A 17,783-nucleotide genomic window follows, 5' to 3' on the forward strand; every position below is an offset into this window, starting at 1 on the left:
ACTCCTGCGATGCACAATCCGGGGAGCGACTCGCTGACGCGGTCGCTCTCCGCTCTTGCAATCTCGCCGGCGTTGTTGAACGCTGAGCGAAAAGACAAGAACATTCGGGAGGGGAAGGCATGAGCCGTGCGCTCGCCGTCTTCCATGGCCGGTTTGGCCGGGCGACGGTTTATCAGTTGAACCGCCCTTTCAATATCCACGCCCATCGTGAAGGTCATCTGATCTTCCATGTCGGCGGCATGCCCGCATGCATCGACGTCTCCGACGGGCACCACAATCTCGACGAAACGTCCGTGGTCGCGGTCAATCCGTGGGAGCCGCACAATTTCCTCCCGACCGATGTCGACGGCGGCGCGATCTTCTTCGTGCTCTATGTCAACGCCGAATGGTTTGCGCCCGATCCATCCGGCACCCACCGGATGCGTTTCGGACGCACCCAGTTCCGGCGCACGCCGGCGCTGGACAAGCATATCAGGCGGACAGCTGCGCTCGTGTGCGGCGCACCATCGCTCTCCAGCCTGGATTCCGAGCTGCGGCGGCTGATCGACGTCTGCTACGACGAAAGCTGGCAGCAGGCGGAGATCGCGCGTGATCCTCGCGCAAACGGCTCCGTCACCGATTTTCGCGTGCGCAAGTGCATCAAGATGATGTCGGAAAGCCCCGGCGCCGAGATCGAGCTCGACGCGATCGCGCGGGAATCCGGCCTGTCGCGGCCGCATTTCTACCGGTTGTTTCGCGTCCAGACCGGCGTGACGCCGAACCTCTATCTCAACACGCTGATCATGGAACAGGCGCTCGAAGCGCTGGTGGCGAGCGAGGCGCCGATCGCCGATATCGGCTTCGATCTCGGCTTCTCCTCCCAGAGCGGCTTCACCCGCTTCTTCGCTGCCAATGTCGGGATGGCGCCAACCGATTATCGTCGCGCAGCCAAGATTTTGCGCGCCTGAGCGGGCCACGAAAAGATACTCACGATCAAACGTCACCCTCGCAGCCTCGCTAGGATGCAGGCAACGCGATCCCGGAAGAGGGTCGCGACCGAAGGGAGCGCGCGTTCATGGTGAGGCTAGCAGCCGGTGACGGTCTGCCTGCCCCCTCTGCCCGCCTGCGGGGAGAGGGTCGGGGTGAGGAGGAGTTTCCACAAGGTCGGTTGCTGTTCGACTCGCGGAGACTCCCCCTCACCCGCGCCTTCGGCGCGACCTCTCCCCGCAAGCGGGGCGAGGTGAAACCATGAGCCGCTTCGTCGAACGCCATCCGGCCTGGGCGCTGATCTCGATCATCGCCATTGCCGTGATGCTGTGGCTGGTGTTTGCGATCTGGCCGCCGGGCCTCGAAGAAGCCATCGGCCGCAAGCGCGTCTTCCTCAACGCGGTCTTCAACGGAATCACCCTCGGAGGCCTCTACTTCCTCGTCGCCAGCGGCTTCACGCTGATCTTCGGCCTGATGCGCAACGTCAACCTCGCCCACGGCTCGCTCTATCTGTTCGGCGGCTATGTCGGCTATGCCATCAGCACAGCGACCGGCTCATGGATTCTCGGCTTCATCGTCGCTTTCATCCTCACCGCTCTGGTTGGCGTGCTGCTGCAGGTCATCGTGTTCCGCCGAATGGAGGGCCAGGACCTCCGGCAGACGATGGTGACGATTGGCCTGTCGATCGTATTTGCCGATCTGATGCTCTGGGCCTGCGGCGGCGATTTCTACCAGATCCAGACTCCGAACTGGCTGATCGGTCCCATCGAGCTGCCGCTGGTCACGGCGATCAAGTCCTCGGGCGAACCGGTCTATCTCAGATATCCCATGGTCAGGCTCGTGATCTTCGCAGCTTCCGTGGTCATCGGCGTTGCGATGTGGCTTGCTCTCATCCGCACCCGGATCGGCATGATCGTCCGCGCCGGCGTCGACGATCGCGATATCCTCGCGGCGACGGGGGTGCGCATCCAGCTCGTTTTCGTGGCGGTGTTTGCGTTCGGCGCGGGCCTTGCCGGCGTCGCCGGCGTCGTCGGCGGCACCTTCCAATCCCTGTCGCCGGGCGAGGACATCCGCTTCCTGCTCGCTTCCCTCGTCGTCGTGATCGTGGGCGGCATGGGCTCGATCCCCGGTGCGGCGCTCGGCGCGCTGATCATCGGCCTCGCCGAGCAGCTCGGCTCGGTCTACATCCCGACCTACGCCATCGTCGTGACCTTCCTGATCATGGTGCTGGTGCTGGCGATCCGGCCGCAAGGCCTGTTGGCGAGGCGCTGAGATGTCGCTCGCCCACGATAGCCGCATCACGGTCCGGCCCGCCGCATTGGCGCAGCGCCCGGCGCGTATCTGGCCTGAGATCAATCATCCCGCGGCCTGGATCGTCGCGGTCATTCTCCTGATCATGCCGCTGATCGCCAACGGCTTCTTCCTGATCGAGATCTTCGCTTCCACCTTGATCCTCGGCACCATGGCGCTGAGCCTGATGTTCCTCGCCGGCTACGGCGGCATGGTCAGCCTGATGCAGCTCACCATCGCGGGCTTCTCGGCCTACATGGTCGCGGTGTTCGGTGTTAGCGGCAACGCCAATATCAGCCTGGGCTGGCCGTGGTGGCTCGCGGTTCCCATGGCGCTGGCGCTGGCGACCGCCTTCGGCACGCTCGGCGGCGCGCTCGCGGTACGCACCGAAGGCATCTACACCATCATGATCACGCTCGCGATCGGAGCTGCCTTCTACTATTTCACCAACCAGAACTGGGCGATCTTCAACGGCCATACCGGCATCAACACCGTGGCCACGCCGCACTTCTGGGGCGTCAACTGGCGCGCCGACATTCCCTTCTATTACATCGTGCTCGCGGTCGCAGCGCTCTGCTATTTCGCGGTCGAATATCTCTCGCGCGCCCCGTTCGGGCTCGCGCTGCAGGGCGTGCGCGACAATCCCCGGCGCATGGCGGCGCTGGGCTTCAACGTCAATGCGCACCGCGTCGCAGCCTATGCCTTCGCTTCCTTCATCGCGGCGCTCGCCGGCGTCCTCCAGGTCTGGAACTACCGCCAGATCTCGCCGGGCTCCGTCAGCGTCGGCGCCTGCATCGACGTGCTGATCATCGCCGTCGTGGGCGGCATCACGCGCCCGATCGGCCCCTTCATCGGCGCGCTGATCTTCGTGCTGCTCCGCACCTTCGCGCTCGATTTCCTGGTCAGGATCGGCCTCGACGGCAACCGATTCCGGTTTTTGATCGGACTCGGCTTCCTCGCCATCGTGTTCTGGTCCTCGGACGGCGTCATCGGGCTGTGGCAGCGCTGGCGCCAGAGCCGGCGTCCTGCTGCAAATCGACCGGGCGGAGGACACGGCCATGGATAGCGTCGCCCACCGCCTCTCGGCCGTCGGCGCCGGCGCCGCGCTGGAGCTGCGCGGCGTGACGCGGTTGTTCGGCGCGCTCGCAGCTTTGACCGATGTCACCATCACCGTGCGTCCCGGCGAACGCCGCGCGGTGCTCGGCTCCAACGGCGCCGGCAAGACCACGCTGTTCAACTGCATCACCGGCGACTTCCCGCCCTCCTCCGGCACGATCCGCTTCTTCGGCGAGGACGTCACGCACTTCCCGCCCTATGAACGCATCCGCCGCGGGCTGCGCCGGACCTACCAGATCTCCGCGCTGTTTCCCGGCCTCACCGTGCAGGACAACGTCTATCTCGCCTGCCGCGGCGTCTCGCGCGGACGTTTCTCGTTCCTGCGTCCGGGACAGAACGATGCCCTGATGCACGCGGCCGACAATCTGGTGCAGGCCGTGCATCTGTCCGCCGTGAAGGACCAGCGCGTCGCCGAACTCGCTCACGGCCAGCAGCGCCAGCTCGAGATCGCGCTCGCACTCGCCGGCGCCCCCCGCTTCGTGCTGTTCGACGAGCCGGCCGCGGGCCTGTCGCCGACCGAACGGGCCGAGCTGATCGAGATCCTGACCTCGCTGCCGGCGCATATCGGCTACATCATCATCGAGCATGACATGGACGTGGCGCTGCGCGTCGTCGAGAGCGTGACGATGATGCACAACGGCCGCGTCTTCAAGGAAGGCGTGCCGCAGGAGATCCAGTCCGATCCGGAAGTGCAGGAGCTTTATCTCGGAGGCGGCCATGAATGAGGCCCGCCGCTCCGCCGCCGCACTCGAGGTCCGTGGGCTCGACGTCTATTACGGTCACTCCCACGCCCTGCAAGGCGTCGACCTCACGCTGGAAAGCGGCGTGTTCTCCGTCGTCGGCCGCAACGGCATGGGCAAGACCACGCTGTGCAAGGCCATCATGGGGCTGGTCGCCGTGAGCGGCGGCTCGATCCGGGTCCGCGGCGAGGACATCACGCGGCGGCCTCCCGCCCAGATCGCCCGGCTTGGCGTCGGCTATGTGCCGCAGGGACGCCGCCTGTGGCGCTCGCTCAGCGTCGACGAGCATCTGCGGCTGGCCGGCGGACTGCGGTCCGGCGCGTGGACCGTCGAGCGCATCTACGACACCTTCCCCCGCCTTGCCGAGCGCAAGGACCATGGCGGCGGCCAGCTCTCCGGCGGCGAGCAGCAGATGCTGGCGATCTCGCGCGCGCTTCTCACCAATCCACAGCTGCTCATCATGGACGAGCCGACCGAAGGCCTCGCTCCCGTCATCGTGGCGCAGGTCGAGGAGATGCTGCTGCGGCTTGGCGAGGACGGCGACATGTCCGTGCTCGTGATCGAGCAGAACATCGGCGTCGCCACCGCTGTCTCGCGCAACGTCGCGATCATGGTCAACGGCCGCATCAACCGCATCATCGATTCCGCACGGCTCGCCGCCGACCGCGAGCTGCAGCAGCGCCTGCTCGGTGTCGGCCTTCACGCCGAACTCGAAGACGATATCGATATCTCCGCCCCCACGGCCGAGTCGAAACCAGCGCCGGCGCCACGCCGCGACGGACCGGTCCGCATCTACATCTCCAACCCGACGCTTCCGACGCGGTGGTCGCAACCGGTGCCGATCGCCCGCATCGAGGCCGCAGCGCGCACGCTCTCGACGCAGGTTGCGCGGCTCGACGACACCGCGCGGCGCAAGCGCGAACCGGTGGCGGCGCAGACCGCCGGTCCGCCCGTCGTGCTGGTGGTCGGCACGCTCGACACCAAGGGTCTCGAGCTGCGCTTCATCCGCGACATCATCGCGGAAGGCGGCCTGCACACGCGGCTGGTCGACGTCTCGACCAGCGGCAAGCATTCGTCTTGCGATGTCTCGGCGCAGGAGATCGCACTGAACCACGGCCGCGGCGGCTCCGCCGTATTCGGCCCGGACCGCGGCGCGGCCGTGACGGCGATGGCCGACGCGTTTGCCAGCTGGCTGCGGCGCCAGGGCAATGTCGCCGGCGTGATCTCGGCCGGCGGCTCGGGCGCCGCCTCGCTGGTTGCCCCCGGCATGCGCACACTTCCCATCGGCGTGCCCAAGCTGATCGTCTCCTCTGTCGCGTCCGGCGATGTCGGGCCTTATGTCGGCCCCGCCGACATCACCATGATGTACTCCGTCACCGACGTGCAGGGGCTCAACTCGATCTCGCGCGCGGTGCTGGCCAACGGCGCCAATGCTCTCGCCGGCATGGTCAAGGCGCGGCTCGATCAGCGCGCGGCCCGCCCAGCTGCCGCCCTGCCTTCAGTGGGCATCACCATGTTCGGCGTGACGACGCCGGCGGTGCAGAAGATCGCCGCCGATTTGCGCGAGGATTTCGAATGCCTGGTCTTCCATGCCACCGGCGTCGGCGGCCGCTCCATGGAGAAACTCGTCGAGTCCGGCCAGCTCGCGGGCGTGATCGACCTCACCACCACGGAGGTCTGCGATCTCCTGATGGGCGGCGTGTTTCCCGCAACCAATGACCGCTTCGGCGCGATCATCCGCACGCGCGTCCCCTATATCGGCTCGGTCGGCGCACTCGACATGGTCAATTTCGGCGCGCCCGACACCATTCCCGAGCGCTACCGCGGCCGCAAATTCCACGTCCACAATCCGCAGGTGACGTTGATGCGGACGACCGTGGAGGAAAACGAGCGCATCGGCCGCTGGATCGGCGAGCGGCTCAACCAGATGGACGGACCCGTGCGCTTCTTCCTCCCCGAGGGCGGCGTCTCCGCGCTCGATGCCCGCGGCCAGCCGTTCTGGGACCCCGATGCGGACGCCGCGCTGTTCCGCGCGCTGGAGCGGACCGTACGGCAGACCGGTCATCGCCAGCTCATTCGCACGCCGAAGAACATCAACGATCCCGACTTCGCCGCCGCCATCGTCAGTGCGTTCCGAACTTTGTTCGGGCGACCCGGCGCGCGGCGGAGACTAGCGAGGTGAGAGATGGCCAGGTTTGAACGCTCAGCACTGCTGAAGAGATTTCGCGAGATGGCGAAGCGCGGCGAGCCGATCGTCGGCGGCGGCGCCGGCACGGGGCTATCGGCCAAATGCGAGGAGGCCGGCGGCGTCGATCTCATCGTGATCTACAATTCCGGCCGCTACCGCATGGCCGGCCGCGGCTCGCTCGCTGGCCTGATGGCTTACGGCGATGCCAACGCAATCGTGCTGGAAATGGCCGGCGAAGTGCTGCCCGTCGTCACGAGGACGCCGGTGCTTGCAGGGGTCAACGGCACGGATCCGTTCCGCGACATGGACGTCTTCCTCGACCAGCTGAAGGCGCTCGGTTTCGCCGGCGTCCAGAACTTTCCGACCGTCGGCCTGATCGACGGCACCTTCCGCGCCAATCTCGAAGAGACCGGCATGTCCTATGCGCTCGAGATCGACATGATCGCGAAGGCGCACGACAAGGACATGCTGACGACGCCCTATGTGTTCAGCGAAAAGGAGGCCGCTGCGATGGCGATCGCCGGCGCCGACATCGTCGTCTGCCACATGGGGCTGACGACCGGCGGCTCGATCGGCGCGCAGACGGCACCAAAGCTGAAGGACTGCCCGGCGCGGATCGACACCTGGGCCTCGGCAGCACTCAGCGTCAATCCTGACATCCTGGTGCTGGCGCATGGCGGCCCGATCGCGGATCCCGCCGACGCCGATTTCATCATGAAGAATACCCGCCATTGCCACGGCTTCTACGGCGCCTCCTCGATGGAACGGCTGCCGGTGGAACGGGCGCTGACGGAACAGGTGCGTCAATTCAAGGCGATCGGCGCGCGATAACGCCTGAGGGTACGAGGGAGGAAAAGATGTCGGGCAATCTGGTCGGTGAATTGATCCTCTGGCTGATCGTCGCGGTCGTCGTGATCGTGGTCGGCGTCTACATCGTGAATTGGCTCTATCACCGCTCCTCCAAGGAGACTTCGTTCGTCCGCACCGGTTTCCTCGGCGAGCGCGTGGTGATCAATGGCGGCGCCTTCGTGATGCCGTTCATCCACGATTACACGCCGGTCAACATGAACGTGCTGCCGATGGGCATCGTGCGTTCCAAGCAGGATGCCGTGATCACCCGCGACCGCATGCGCGTCGACATCGAGGCCGACTTCTACGTCCGCGTGCAGGCGACCCGCGAGGCCGTGTCGATCGCAGCCGCCACGCTCGGCCGCCGCACCATGGAGCCCGAGCAGCTCCACGCCCTCCTGGCCGGCAAGTTCATCTCGGCGATCCGCTCGGTTGCTTCCGAAATGACGCTGGAGCAGATGCACGAGCAGCGTGGCGAGTATGTCGCCCGCCTCAAGGCCAACGCGACGGAGGCCCTCGCCCAAAACGGTCTCGAACTGGAATCGGTCGCCATCACCGATCTCGACCAGACCGACCTCGAATTCTTCAACCCCTCGAACCGCTTCGACGCCGAAGGCCTGACCCAACTGATGCAGGACATCGAGGCCAAGCGGAAGCTGCGCAACGACATCGAGCAGGACTCGATGATCAGGATCCGCACCCGGAATCTGGAAGCCGAGCGGCAGGCGCTGGAGATCGAGCGCGAGAGCGAGACCGCGCGCCTGGAGCAGGAACGCGACATCGAGATGCGGCGCGCGCTCCAGCGTACGGAAGTCGCCCGCGAGCGGGCGCTGCGCGAGACCGAGGCCGAACAGGCGCAGATCTCCGCGCGCGAGACCATCGAGCGCGCCCGCATCGCCAATGACCAGGCGATCGCGGAGGCCCGCATCGCCTCCGAACGCGAGACCCGCCAGAAGGAGATCGAGCGGACCCGCACCATCGAGGAAAAGGAGCTGCTGGCGCGCGAGGAGATCGAGAAGACCCGGATCGCCAACCAGCGCTCGATCGACACCACGCGGATCGCCTCCGAGCGCGAGGTGCGCCAGCGCGAGATCGAGCGGATGCGCACGGTCGAGGAAGCCGAGATCGCCGCGCGCGAGGCGGTTGAAAAGGCCAGGATCCAGCAGGATCGCGTCATCACCGATGCCCGCATCGCCAACGAGGAGGAGACGCGCCGCCGCGAGATCGAGCGCACCCGCGCCGTCGACGAGGCCGAGATCGCCGCGCGCGAGGCGACCGAGAAGGCCCGCATCGCCCAGACGCTGATCGTCAATGTCGAGCGCATCTCCTCGGACGAAAGGACCCGCGCGCTGGAGATCCAGCAGGTCCGCACCATCCAGGAGGCCGAGATCGACGCGCAGCGCGCGGTGGAGGCCGCCCGCATCGCCCGCGAGCGGACGCTCTCCGCGGAGCGCATCGCCGCCGAGCAGAGCACGCGGCAGCTGGAGATCGAGCGCAACCAGGCGCTCGACGTCGCCGGCATCGCCGCGCGCGAGACCACGGAAGCCTCACGCATTGCCCAGGAGGAGCGCGTGCGCTCGCTGGAGATCGCCCGCAACCGCGCCGTCGAGGAGGCCGACATCGCCTCCCGCGAGGCGATCGAGGCGGCCCGCATCGCCCAGGAGAAGGCCGTTGCGGCCGAGCGCATCCAGGCCGAGCGCGACACCCGCTCGCTCGAGATCGAGCGCACCGGCGTGCTGGAGGCGGCCGAGCTGAAGCGGCGCGACGCCATCGAGCGCCAGCGCATCACCGTCGATCTGGCGCTGGAGGCCGAACGCATCAATTCCTCCAAGAAGCGCGAGGTGCTCAATATCGAGCAGAAGAAGGCGATCGAGATCGCCGATGAAGACCGCGTCATCGCGCTGTCGACCAAGAAGTCCGAGCGGATCGATGCCGACCGCCAGGTTCGGCAGGCCGAGATCGTGGCGCGCAAGGAGGTCGAGACCACCGACGTCTCGCGCGAACAGGCGCTGGAGGCGGCCCGCATCGAGCGCCGCCGTTCGATCGAGCAGCTAGAGGTCGCCCGCGTGCAATCCTTGCAAGAGGCCGAGATCGCCTCACGCGAGGAGGTCGAACGCGCGCGGATCGCATCCGATCGGGGCCTCGACGAGGCCCGCGTCGGCCGCGAGCGCGAGCTGCGCAAGCTCGAGGTCAATCGCGAAAAGGAGGTCGAGACCGTCCTGATGGAGAAGGCGATTGCGATCCACACGAAATCCCTGGAAGAGTCCGCCGCCAAGGCGTCGGCCGAGGAAGCGCGGATGCGCGCGACCGAAGCCACCGAGCGCGTCGTCACCGCGCGCGAGAGCGAGATCGCCAAGCGGCGCAAGACGGTCGAGGTGCTGCTGGCGGAGAAGCAGGCCGAGGAAACCCGGATCGCAGCCGAGGCCGAGCGCGTGCGCGCCACCGTCGAGGCCGAGGCGCAGCGGATGCTCAACGAAGCCGAGAACGTGCTGACCGATCAAGCCCGCTATTCGCTGTTCCGCCGCAAGCTGCTCGACCGGATCGAGGGTATCGTGCGCGAGAGCGTCAAGCCGATGGAGAAGATCGAGGGCATCCGCATCCTCCAGGTCGACGGCCTCAACGGCAACGGGAATGGCGGCAATGGCGGCCGCAGTGCCACCGACGAGGTCATCGATTCGGCCCTGCGCTATCGCGTCCAGGCGCCGCTGATCGATTCGATCCTCGCCGACATCGGCGTCGAAGGCGGCAGCCTCTCCAAGATGCCGGGCCTGATCCGCGAAGCGCGCGACATGCAGGGCATCAAGGAAGCCGCGCGCAAGGGCGGCGGCGGTGGCGGCGACAAGCCGGCAGCCTCGCCAGCCCCCTCGGCCGAAGGTGGCGAGCCGCCGGCCGGGCCCAAGAAGAAGAGCTGAGGTCGCACCATGGCTCGCGTCTACGTCTCCACCGTCGTCAATGCCCGCAACGACCGCGTCTGGGCGCGGGTCCGCGATTTCAACGGCCTGCCGAACTGGCATCCGGCGATCGCCGAAAGCCGCATCGAGGGCGGCGAGCCTTCGGACAAGATCGGTTGTGTGCGGGATTTTCGCCTGCGAAACGGCGATCGCATCCGCGAAAAGCTGCTTGGCCTCTCCGACTACGACATGTTCTGCACCTATTCGATCCTGGAATCTCCGATGGGTGTCGAGAACTACGTCGCAACGCTACGGCTGACACCCGTCACCGACGGCGACCAGACCTTCATGGAATGGACCGCCGAATTCGACTGCGCGCCGGAGCGCGAGGCCGAGCTCGTCGGCAACATCGGCGGCGGCGTATTCCAGGGCGGGTTCGATGCGCTCAAGCGCGTGTTCGGAGGCTAGCCGTGCCGCATGTCGTCAAGAGCACGATCTTGGACGCACCGACCGAACTGGTGTGGACCATGCTGCGCGATTTCAACGGGCACGATCGCTGGCACCCGGTCGTCGCGACGTCCTCGATCGAGCGCGCGCAGTCCTCCGACAAGATCGGCTGCATCAGGCGGTTCAAGCTCAACGACGGCTCCGAGCTGCGCGAGCAGTTACTGGCGCTGTCGGACCTTGAACAGTCCTTCAGCTATTGCCTGCTCGATACGCCGATGCCGATGTTCAACTACGTCGCCCATGTCCGGCTGCTGCCGGTCACCGACGGCGACCGCACCTTCTGGCACTGGGAGTCGCGCTTCACCACCAGGCCGGAAGATCGCGACCGCATCACGCATATGGTGGCCGAAGACATTTATCAGGCGGGGTTCGAGGCGATCCGCCGCCATCTGAAGGAGGCCGCATAATCATGGCCGTGACAGTGAAGACGTATGCAAGCGTGAGCGAGGCGGCCGGCGCGCTGTCCTCTGACCGCAGCGCGCGCTATCTCGGCGGCGGCACGCTGGTGATGCGCGCGCTGAACGAGGGCGATGTTGCGATCGCGACCGTCATCCGCGCCCAGGACCAGGCGCTGACCCGGATCGACGCCTCCGGCCCGCGCGTCACGCTCGGCGCCGGCGTTACCTTCGCGCGCGTCCTTGCCGAGCGCGACCTCGCCTTCCTGCACGCGCCCGCCCGCTCGATCGGCGGTCCCGCCGTCCGCAACATGGGCACGGTCGGCGGCAATCTCTTCGCACCCAGTCCCTATGGCGATTTCACCGTGGCGCTGCTGGCACTCGATGCCACCGTCGCGGTCGCGGGCGGCTTTGGCTCACGCGACATCCCGATCGAAGAGTTTCTGCAGGCGCGCGACCGGCAGGCTGGAACCTTGGTGCTGTCGGTCTCCTGCACCCGGCCGGCGAGCAGCGAGGCATTCCGCTATCGCAAGATCGCCCGCATCAAGCCGAAGGGCGGCTCGGTCGTCACGCTGGCGGCGCATCTGCCGATCAGTGGCGGCCGGATTGCGGGCGCCCGGATCGCGCTGGGATCGATGGCGCCGACCCAGATCCGCGCCCGTGCCGCCGAGCGTGCGCTCGAGGGCCGCTCGCTGGATGCCACGACCATTGCGGCGGCCGCATCCGCCGCAGCCGAGGGAACATCGCCATCGGACAACGCGCTCGGCAGCGCCTGGTATCGCCGCGAGATCGTCGGCGTCTATCTGCGACGCCTGCTGTCGGGACAGGAATAGAGCCCATGTCCAAGATCCCCCTGCAATTTCGTCACAACGGCCGCGACGTCGCGATTTTTGTCGATGGCGGCACCAACCTGCTGGTCGCGCTCCGCGAGCTGATCGGCGACATGACGCCGAAATTCGGCTGCGGCCAGGGCGGCTGCGGCACCTGCAGCGTTCTGATCGACGGCGAGCTTCATCTCTCCTGCCTGACGCTGGCGGAGACCGTGGGCGGTCGTTCGATCGAGACGCTCGACGGCATGAAGCAGGGCCCGAATTTGCACCCGCTGCAGCGCGCCTTCGCCGACCATTTCGCGGCCCAGTGCGGCTATTGCACGCCAGGAATGCTGATGGCGGCAAAAGCGCTGCTCGACCGCAATCCCTCGCCGAGCCGCGACGAAGTCGTCGAGGCCATCTCCGGCAATATCTGCCGCTGCACCGGCTACGAGCCGATCATCAACGCCATCCTGGCCGCCGCCGGCGGCCGGGTCAGCGCCTGAGGTCAACCATGCTGGAACTTCGCAAGGACATCTTCGCCGACGAGCGCGACGATAATCTCAATGAAATCGGCAAGGGTACCCAGCGTCAGGACATGCTCGGCCATGTCACGGGGACGTCGAGTTACTTCAACGACCACAAGCTGCAGGGCATGCTGCACCTGAAGGTCGTACGCTCGACACAGGCGCATGCAAAGATCCGCCGCATCGATACGGCCGAGGCCGAACGTTCGGCCGGCGTGCGTCGCATCATCCGTGGCACCGATGTGCCGGTCAATCTCAACACCTTGCTCAGCCTGATCAACTTCGGCAAGGACGACGAGCCGTCGCTCGCGGTCGACAAGGTCCGCTACAAGGGCGAGCCGATCCTCGCCATCGTTGCCGACAGCGAGCGCGAGGCGTTCGAGGCCATTGCGAAGGTCAAAGTCGATTACGAACCCCTGCCGACCGTATTCGACGTCGAGGATGCGTTGAAACCCGGCGCGCCCGTGGTCAATGAGACCTATCCGAAGAATGCGTTCATCTATCACGATGCCTACGACCATCAGCGCCTGCGCTTCGGCGATGCCGATGCGGCGCTCGCGAGTGCCGATCACGTTCTGGAGCAACGCTACCAGATGTCGCCGATCGAGCACGCGCCGACCGAGACCAACGGCGCCATTGCGGCGCCCGACACCAACGGCCGCTACGTCGTCTACACCTCGACCCAGGCGTTGTTCTTCTCGGTCGACACCTGCGCCAAGATTCTGGACGTGCCCTCCAACACCTTCCACTTCATCGGCGGCACCGTCGGTGGCGGCTTCGGCGGCAAGGTCGACACCTTGACCGAGCCGCTCGCCATCCTTGGCGCGATGCTGACGGGACGCCCCGTGCGCTACGTGTTCGGGCGCGAGGAGGAGATGCAGTACGGCCCTCCTCGCGGCGCCGAACGGATCTACATCAAGGACGGCGTGATGCGTGACGGCCGCATCGTCGCCCGCAAGATCCACGCCTATTTCGACAGCGGCGCCTATACGCGGCTGTCGAGCTACGCCGCCGTGAAGTGCGCGGCACATTTGCCGGGCCCCTACACCATCCCGAACGTCTATGGCGACGTCTACTGCGTCTTCACCAACCGCACGCCCGCGACCGCCATGCGCGGCTTCGGCGTCACCGCGATGGACTTTGCGATCGAGTGCCAGATGGACAAGCTCGCGAACCTCGTCGGCATGGACCCGATGGAGTTCCGCATTCTCAACGCCTATCGCGACGGCGACATGAAGGCGCACCGACGCGAGGCCAAGAACACCGCGCTGATCGAATGCGTTCAGGTCGCCGCCGAGAAAGCAAAATGGCCGATCCGCGACGAGTTCAAGCGCGCTTCTTCGCGCAAGGACGGCGGCGGCAGCCGCGCTGCCATTCCACCGACGCCGACGGATTCCCGTAGCCGTCCGGCTGCGCCTGCACAGCAGCGCACGAGCTATGACCGCGCGCCGGTGACTGCAACGCGGGAGCCACCGCGTGATCCGCCCCCACCGACACCGCCGCCTCCCCCGCCGCGTCCGGCCGCACCATCCCACGGCGCGACCCGGTTCTCGTCGGTGTTCGGCACCAGGAGACGCTGACATGACCCGGCATCGCGGACGCGGCATGGCGTCGATCAACTATCCCATCGGCATGAACCTTGGCGGCGATCCTAGCCAGGCCCTGGTTCACTCCAATCCGAGCGGCAAGTTCACGGTGGCACTGTCGTCGATCGACCTTGGCCAAGGCATGAAATCGGTGACGCGGCAGATCTGTGCCGAGACGCTGGGCGTTCCCGTGGAGGATGTCTATGTCGACACGGCGGATTCCGACACCGGCCCGCATTGCATGGGCTCGTTCGCCTCGCGCGGCACCCATCGCGTCGGCAATGCCGTGATGGCCGCGGCTCGCGAAGCGCGCGGCGTCATGATGGAGGCCGCAGCCGAGGAGCTCGAAGTCAACGCTGCCGATCTCGAAACCGACGGCCGCGGCAACATCCATGTCAAGGGCGCGCCGCATCGCTCAATCTCGACCAAGGACGTCGCGATTGCCGCGCAGTTCAAGCAGGGCAAGACCATTTCGGGCCGCGGCATCTTTCTCGTTCCGCTCTCCGAAGTGAATCCGGAGACCGGCGAGATGTCGCCTGCGACCTGTTACGCCCATGCCTGCCTGGTCGCCGAGGTCGATGTCGACGACGAGACCGGCGAGGTCGCGATGGTGCGGATGGACTCGGCCTACGAGCTCGGCCGCGCGCTCAACCCACGTCTGGTCGAGCAGCAGCTGGTCGGCGGCGCCTGGATGGGCGTCAGCCACGCGCTCTACGAGACTCCGGAGCCTTATTATCCCGATCCCGTTCACGGCCCCCGCGACTTCGTCGAATATCTGATGCCCGGGCCCGGCGACATCTGCCCGCACGATATCGCGGTGCTGGAGCGCCCCGCTCCCGATGGTCCGTTCGGCGCCAAAGGCCCCGGCGAGATGTGCGCCAACCCGGTGCTGCCGGCCGTTGCCAATGCGATCTTCAACGCCGTCGGCGTGCGCATCGACGACCTGCCGATCACGCCCGAAAAGGTGCTGCGCGCGATCAAGGCCCAGGGCGGCGCGCGGCCGCAGGCGCGGCGCTAGGGAATCGGCCGTGGCGGTTCGCAGCAACATCGTCGGCATCGACAGCCCGGAGGCCCTGGAGAAGGCGCTGCGCGCGGCCTATTACCTTGCCGACGAGGGCCTTGCGACATCAGCCTATCTCGGCCTCGCGCTCGGCAAGCCCCTGCTGCTCGAAGGCGCGCCGGGCGTCGGCAAGACGGAGGCCGCCAAAGCGATCGCTGCCGTGCTCGGCCGGCGCCTGATCCGCCTGCAGTGCTACGAGGGCATCGACGCCTCTGCCGCACTCTACGAGTGGAACTATCCGCGCCAGATGCTGGCGATACGCCAGGCCGGCGACGAAAGCATCGACATCTATGGCGAGACCTTCCTGATCGAGCGTCCCATGCTGGCCACGCTCCGCGCGCCCGATTCCACCGTGCTGCTGATCGACGAAATCGACCGCGCCGATCAGGAGTTCGAGGCCTTCCTGCTGGAGTTCCTCTCCGACTTCCAAATCTCGATTCCCGAGCGTGGCACGGTGCGCGCGACCGAACGCCCCGTGGTCGTGCTGACGTCGAACCGGACGCGCGATCTGCACGAGGCCTTGCGCCGTCGCTGCGTCTATCACTGGATCGACTACCCGACCGCGGAGCGCGAGGCGCGGATCATCATGATGCGCGCCTCCAGCGTCGCCGAGGCCACCGCTCGCGCCGTCGTCGCGGCCGTCGAGAAACTGCGGCGCGAGCCCCTGAGCAAGGCGCCCGGCATTGCCGAGGCCGTCGACTGGGCGGAGGCGGCGACGCTGCTGCATAACGGCGGCGCGCGCTGGCCGGATGCGTTCAAGCGCTCGATCGGGGTGGCGCTGAAGGACGAGGAGGATCTGCATTTCATCTCGCCGCGGCTCGATGCCATGCTCGCGGAGGTGACTGCATGACCGCCGAGCCGCAGCTCCCGCGCGCCGCGCGCATCTTCGTCGCCTTTGCACCCTTGCTGCGCGCGAACGGCTTTGCCGTCGCGCCGGAACAGACGACGACGTTCCTGGCCGCGATCGAGCTGCTCGGCCCGCGCAGCATCGAGCACATCAGGCAAGCCGCACTGGCGACGCTGGCTCCCCCGCCCGAACGTCGCGCGACCTTCGATCGGCTGTTCGACCTGCATTTCCGCGGCAGCGAGGCCATCGAGCGTACCCAGGACGGCGAAGACGACGAGACCGTCCGGCTTCAAGAGGAAGGCCGCGGTGATGAGGAACCGCTGCTCGCCGACGACGCCAACGAGTCCGGTCTCACCGCGAGCCGAAGCGAGGCGCTGGTCGAGCGCCGCTTTGGGGCGACATCGAGCGCGGATGCATTGCGCCGGCTGGCGCGGGAGGCGCCGCGGCGCCTGCCGCGACGGCGCGGGCATCGCCGCATGCGTGCCCGCCGCGGGCCGTTTGCCGATCTCCGCCGCACCTTGCGCGACTCTGTCCGCAGCGACGGCGAGATACTGCGGCTCGGCCACATGAAGCGGCGCCAGCGCCCGCGCAAGATGCTGCTGCTGATCGACGTCTCCGGTTCGATGAAGAGCCGCACCGAAGAGAACATGAAGCTCGCGCATGCGCTGGTGCAGGCGGCCCCAAGTGTCGAGGTCTTTACCTTCGGCACGCGGCTGACCCGCATCACCCGCCCGCTGCGGCTGAAGCGCCGCGAGCAGGCCATGAACGCCGCCTCGCATCTGGTCAGCGACTGGGACGGCGGCACCCGCATCGGCGATGCGCTGCAAGCGTTCCTCGCCGTGCCTCGCTTCGGCGGATACGCCCGCGGGGCCGCGGTGGTGATCGTCTCCGACGGACTCGAGCGCGGCGAGACCGACGCACTTCGCGACGCCGTCGCGAAGCTGTCTCGGCGGGCCTGGCGCCTGAGCTGGCTGACGCCGCTGGCGACGAGCCCTGGTTTCCGACCGCAGACCGAAGCGCTCGTCGCGATCGAGCGCTTCGTCGATGATCTCGTGGACGGCGGTTCGAGCGGATCGATCGTCGCCCATATTCTGGCATTGGGACGAAGGAGAGCGGCGTGACCGGCATTGTCGACGGCCATCATCATATCTGGCGGCAGGCCGACCTGCCCTGGCTGACCGGCCCCATGCAGCCGCGCATCTTCGGGCCGTATGAACCGATCCGTCGCGACTATCCGATCCAGGAATATCTCGATGACCTCCAGGGCAGCGGCGTCACGCGATCGGTCTATGTGCAGACCAACTGGGCCAACGACCGCTTCGAGGACGAGGCGGCCTGGGTGCAACGGACAGCGGACGAGCACGGCTGGCCGCACGCGATCGTCGCCTATGCCGATCTTGCCGTGGACGACGTACGCCCGCAGCTCGATCGCCTGAAGCGCTATCCACTTGTGCGCGGCGTGCGCATGCAGCTGCACTGGCACGAGAACCCGTTGTACCGCTTTGCGGCCCGGGCGGATCTCTGCGCCGATCCGATGATCCGCCGTAACGTCGCCCGTCTCGCCGACTACGGCTGGAGCTTCGACCTGCAGGTCTTCACCCCGCAGATGCCGGACGCCGCTGCGCTGGCCGAGGCCTGCCCCGACGTGACCTTCGTCCTCCAGCATGCCGGCATGCTGGAGGATCTCTCGCCTTCCGGCCGCGCCGCCTGGCGCAGCGGGATGGCCCGGCTCGCCGCCTGCCCGAACATCGTCTCCAAACTGTCCGGGCTGGGCACCTTCGTCCATCGCAACGATCCCGCACACATTGCCGCCGTGCTCACCGACACCGTCGCGATCTTCGGCGCCGAGCGTTGCCTGTTCGGCTCCAATTTCCCGATCGAGAAATTGTGGACCAGCTATCGCGAGCTCGTCGGCGCCTTTCGCGCGGCGGCCGCGCCGTTCAGCGCGGAGCAGCAGGACGCCATCTTCAGGACGACCGCGACGCGCGTCTACCGGCTTTGACAGCCAAGAA

Annotated in this window: 16 protein-coding genes; all 16 read left to right on the top strand. The window is 67.0% G+C overall.

The annotated features are described in order from the left end of the window. Positions 1-119 precede the first annotated feature (119 nt). The 16 genes from C7G42_RS28880 to C7G42_RS28960 all read left to right on the top strand — a co-directional run bounded on the left by C7G42_RS28880 (position 120) and on the right by C7G42_RS28960 (position 17,773). On the top strand, positions 120-947 hold the full coding sequence (locus C7G42_RS28880; RefSeq protein WP_106952317.1) for a helix-turn-helix domain-containing protein: 828 nt from the start codon (positions 120-122) through the stop codon (positions 945-947). Between the two features lie 280 nt (positions 948-1,227). Further along, on the top strand, positions 1,228-2,238 hold the full coding sequence (locus C7G42_RS28890) for a branched-chain amino acid ABC transporter permease (protein ID WP_106952319.1): 1,011 nt from the start codon (positions 1,228-1,230) through the stop codon (positions 2,236-2,238). 1 nt (position 2,239) lies between these two features. Then, on the top strand, positions 2,240-3,322 hold the full coding sequence (locus C7G42_RS28895) for a branched-chain amino acid ABC transporter permease (RefSeq protein WP_106952320.1): 1,083 nt from the start codon (positions 2,240-2,242) through the stop codon (positions 3,320-3,322). Continuing rightward, positions 3,315-4,097 carry an ABC transporter ATP-binding protein gene (locus tag C7G42_RS28900; protein ID WP_106952321.1) on the top strand — a complete coding sequence of 261 codons (783 nt, stop codon included), beginning with the start codon at positions 3,315-3,317 and terminating at the stop codon, positions 4,095-4,097. Before C7G42_RS28895 ends, C7G42_RS28900 begins: the two co-directional genes overlap by 8 nt. After that, entirely contained in the window at positions 4,090-6,294 is a 2,205-nt protein-coding gene (locus C7G42_RS28905) for an ABC transporter permease (RefSeq protein WP_106952322.1), read from the top strand. The genes C7G42_RS28900 and C7G42_RS28905 overlap by 8 nt, the downstream gene beginning before the upstream one ends. A gap of 3 nt (positions 6,295-6,297) precedes the next feature. After that, positions 6,298-7,131, top strand: coding sequence for a phosphoenolpyruvate hydrolase family protein (locus C7G42_RS28910; protein ID WP_106952323.1), 834 nt, complete (start codon positions 6,298-6,300; stop codon positions 7,129-7,131). A gap of 26 nt (positions 7,132-7,157) precedes the next feature. After that, the gene (locus tag C7G42_RS28915; RefSeq protein ID WP_106952324.1) at positions 7,158-10,061 is read left to right on the top strand and encodes a flotillin family protein; all 2,904 of its coding nucleotides are present in this window, start codon (positions 7,158-7,160) and stop codon (positions 10,059-10,061) included. Positions 10,062-10,070: 9 nt separating this feature from the next. Further along, entirely contained in the window at positions 10,071-10,508 is a 438-nt protein-coding gene (locus tag C7G42_RS28920; RefSeq protein WP_106952325.1) for an SRPBCC family protein, read from the top strand. A gap of 2 nt (positions 10,509-10,510) precedes the next feature. After that, the gene (locus C7G42_RS28925) at positions 10,511-10,954 is read left to right on the top strand and encodes an SRPBCC family protein (RefSeq protein ID WP_106952326.1); all 444 of its coding nucleotides are present in this window, start codon (positions 10,511-10,513) and stop codon (positions 10,952-10,954) included. 2 nt (positions 10,955-10,956) lie between these two features. Next, positions 10,957-11,775, top strand: a complete 819-nt coding sequence (locus C7G42_RS28930; RefSeq protein WP_106952327.1) for an FAD binding domain-containing protein — start codon at positions 10,957-10,959, stop codon at positions 11,773-11,775. A gap of 5 nt (positions 11,776-11,780) precedes the next feature. Further along, entirely contained in the window at positions 11,781-12,257 is a 477-nt protein-coding gene (locus tag C7G42_RS28935) for a (2Fe-2S)-binding protein (protein ID WP_094974130.1), read from the top strand. An 8-nt stretch (positions 12,258-12,265) separates the two neighbouring features. Further along, a complete protein-coding gene (locus C7G42_RS28940; RefSeq protein WP_106952328.1) occupies positions 12,266-13,858 on the top strand; it encodes a xanthine dehydrogenase family protein molybdopterin-binding subunit in 1,593 nt (530 codons plus the stop codon). Position 13,859: 1 nt separating this feature from the next. Further along, a complete protein-coding gene (locus C7G42_RS28945; RefSeq protein ID WP_106952329.1) occupies positions 13,860-14,882 on the top strand; it encodes a xanthine dehydrogenase family protein molybdopterin-binding subunit in 1,023 nt (340 codons plus the stop codon). 10 nt (positions 14,883-14,892) lie between these two features. Next, positions 14,893-15,774: an AAA family ATPase gene (locus tag C7G42_RS28950; RefSeq protein WP_106952330.1), complete on the top strand. Its 882-nt coding sequence runs from the start codon at positions 14,893-14,895 to the stop codon at positions 15,772-15,774. Further along, positions 15,771-16,892, top strand: a complete 1,122-nt coding sequence (locus tag C7G42_RS28955) for a vWA domain-containing protein (RefSeq protein ID WP_106952331.1) — start codon at positions 15,771-15,773, stop codon at positions 16,890-16,892. The genes C7G42_RS28950 and C7G42_RS28955 overlap by 4 nt, the downstream gene beginning before the upstream one ends. Next, positions 16,889-17,773 (top strand): amidohydrolase family protein, encoded by an 885-nt coding sequence (locus C7G42_RS28960; protein WP_106952332.1) that lies wholly within the window; start codon positions 16,889-16,891, stop codon positions 17,771-17,773. The genes C7G42_RS28955 and C7G42_RS28960 overlap by 4 nt, the downstream gene beginning before the upstream one ends. The last annotated feature ends 10 nt before the right edge of the window (positions 17,774-17,783 follow it).

It is taken from the genome of Bradyrhizobium sp. MOS003 (assembly GCF_003020125.1).
In the GTDB taxonomy this organism is placed as follows: domain Bacteria; phylum Pseudomonadota; class Alphaproteobacteria; order Rhizobiales; family Xanthobacteraceae; genus Bradyrhizobium.

What these genes read in the sequence shown, in the direction of transcription:
- C7G42_RS28880 (WP_106952317.1), top strand. Translation starts at nt 120, where the DNA reads ATGAGCCGTGCGCTCGCCGTCTTCCATGGCCGGTTTGGCCGGGCGACG.
- C7G42_RS28890 (WP_106952319.1), top strand. Translation starts at nt 1,228, where the DNA reads ATGAGCCGCTTCGTCGAACGCCATCCGGCCTGGGCGCTGATCTCGATC.
- C7G42_RS28895 (WP_106952320.1), top strand. Translation starts at nt 2,240, where the DNA reads ATGTCGCTCGCCCACGATAGCCGCATCACGGTCCGGCCCGCCGCATTG.
- C7G42_RS28900 (WP_106952321.1), top strand. Translation starts at nt 3,315, where the DNA reads ATGGATAGCGTCGCCCACCGCCTCTCGGCCGTCGGCGCCGGCGCCGCG.
- C7G42_RS28905 (WP_106952322.1), top strand. Translation starts at nt 4,090, where the DNA reads ATGAATGAGGCCCGCCGCTCCGCCGCCGCACTCGAGGTCCGTGGGCTC.
- C7G42_RS28910 (WP_106952323.1), top strand. Translation starts at nt 6,298, where the DNA reads ATGGCCAGGTTTGAACGCTCAGCACTGCTGAAGAGATTTCGCGAGATG.
- C7G42_RS28915 (WP_106952324.1), top strand. Translation starts at nt 7,158, where the DNA reads ATGTCGGGCAATCTGGTCGGTGAATTGATCCTCTGGCTGATCGTCGCG.
- C7G42_RS28920 (WP_106952325.1), top strand. Translation starts at nt 10,071, where the DNA reads ATGGCTCGCGTCTACGTCTCCACCGTCGTCAATGCCCGCAACGACCGC.
- C7G42_RS28930 (WP_106952327.1), top strand. Translation starts at nt 10,957, where the DNA reads ATGGCCGTGACAGTGAAGACGTATGCAAGCGTGAGCGAGGCGGCCGGC.
- C7G42_RS28935 (WP_094974130.1), top strand. Translation starts at nt 11,781, where the DNA reads ATGTCCAAGATCCCCCTGCAATTTCGTCACAACGGCCGCGACGTCGCG.
- C7G42_RS28940 (WP_106952328.1), top strand. Translation starts at nt 12,266, where the DNA reads ATGCTGGAACTTCGCAAGGACATCTTCGCCGACGAGCGCGACGATAAT.
- C7G42_RS28945 (WP_106952329.1), top strand. Translation starts at nt 13,860, where the DNA reads ATGACCCGGCATCGCGGACGCGGCATGGCGTCGATCAACTATCCCATC.
- C7G42_RS28955 (WP_106952331.1), top strand. Translation starts at nt 15,771, where the DNA reads ATGACCGCCGAGCCGCAGCTCCCGCGCGCCGCGCGCATCTTCGTCGCC.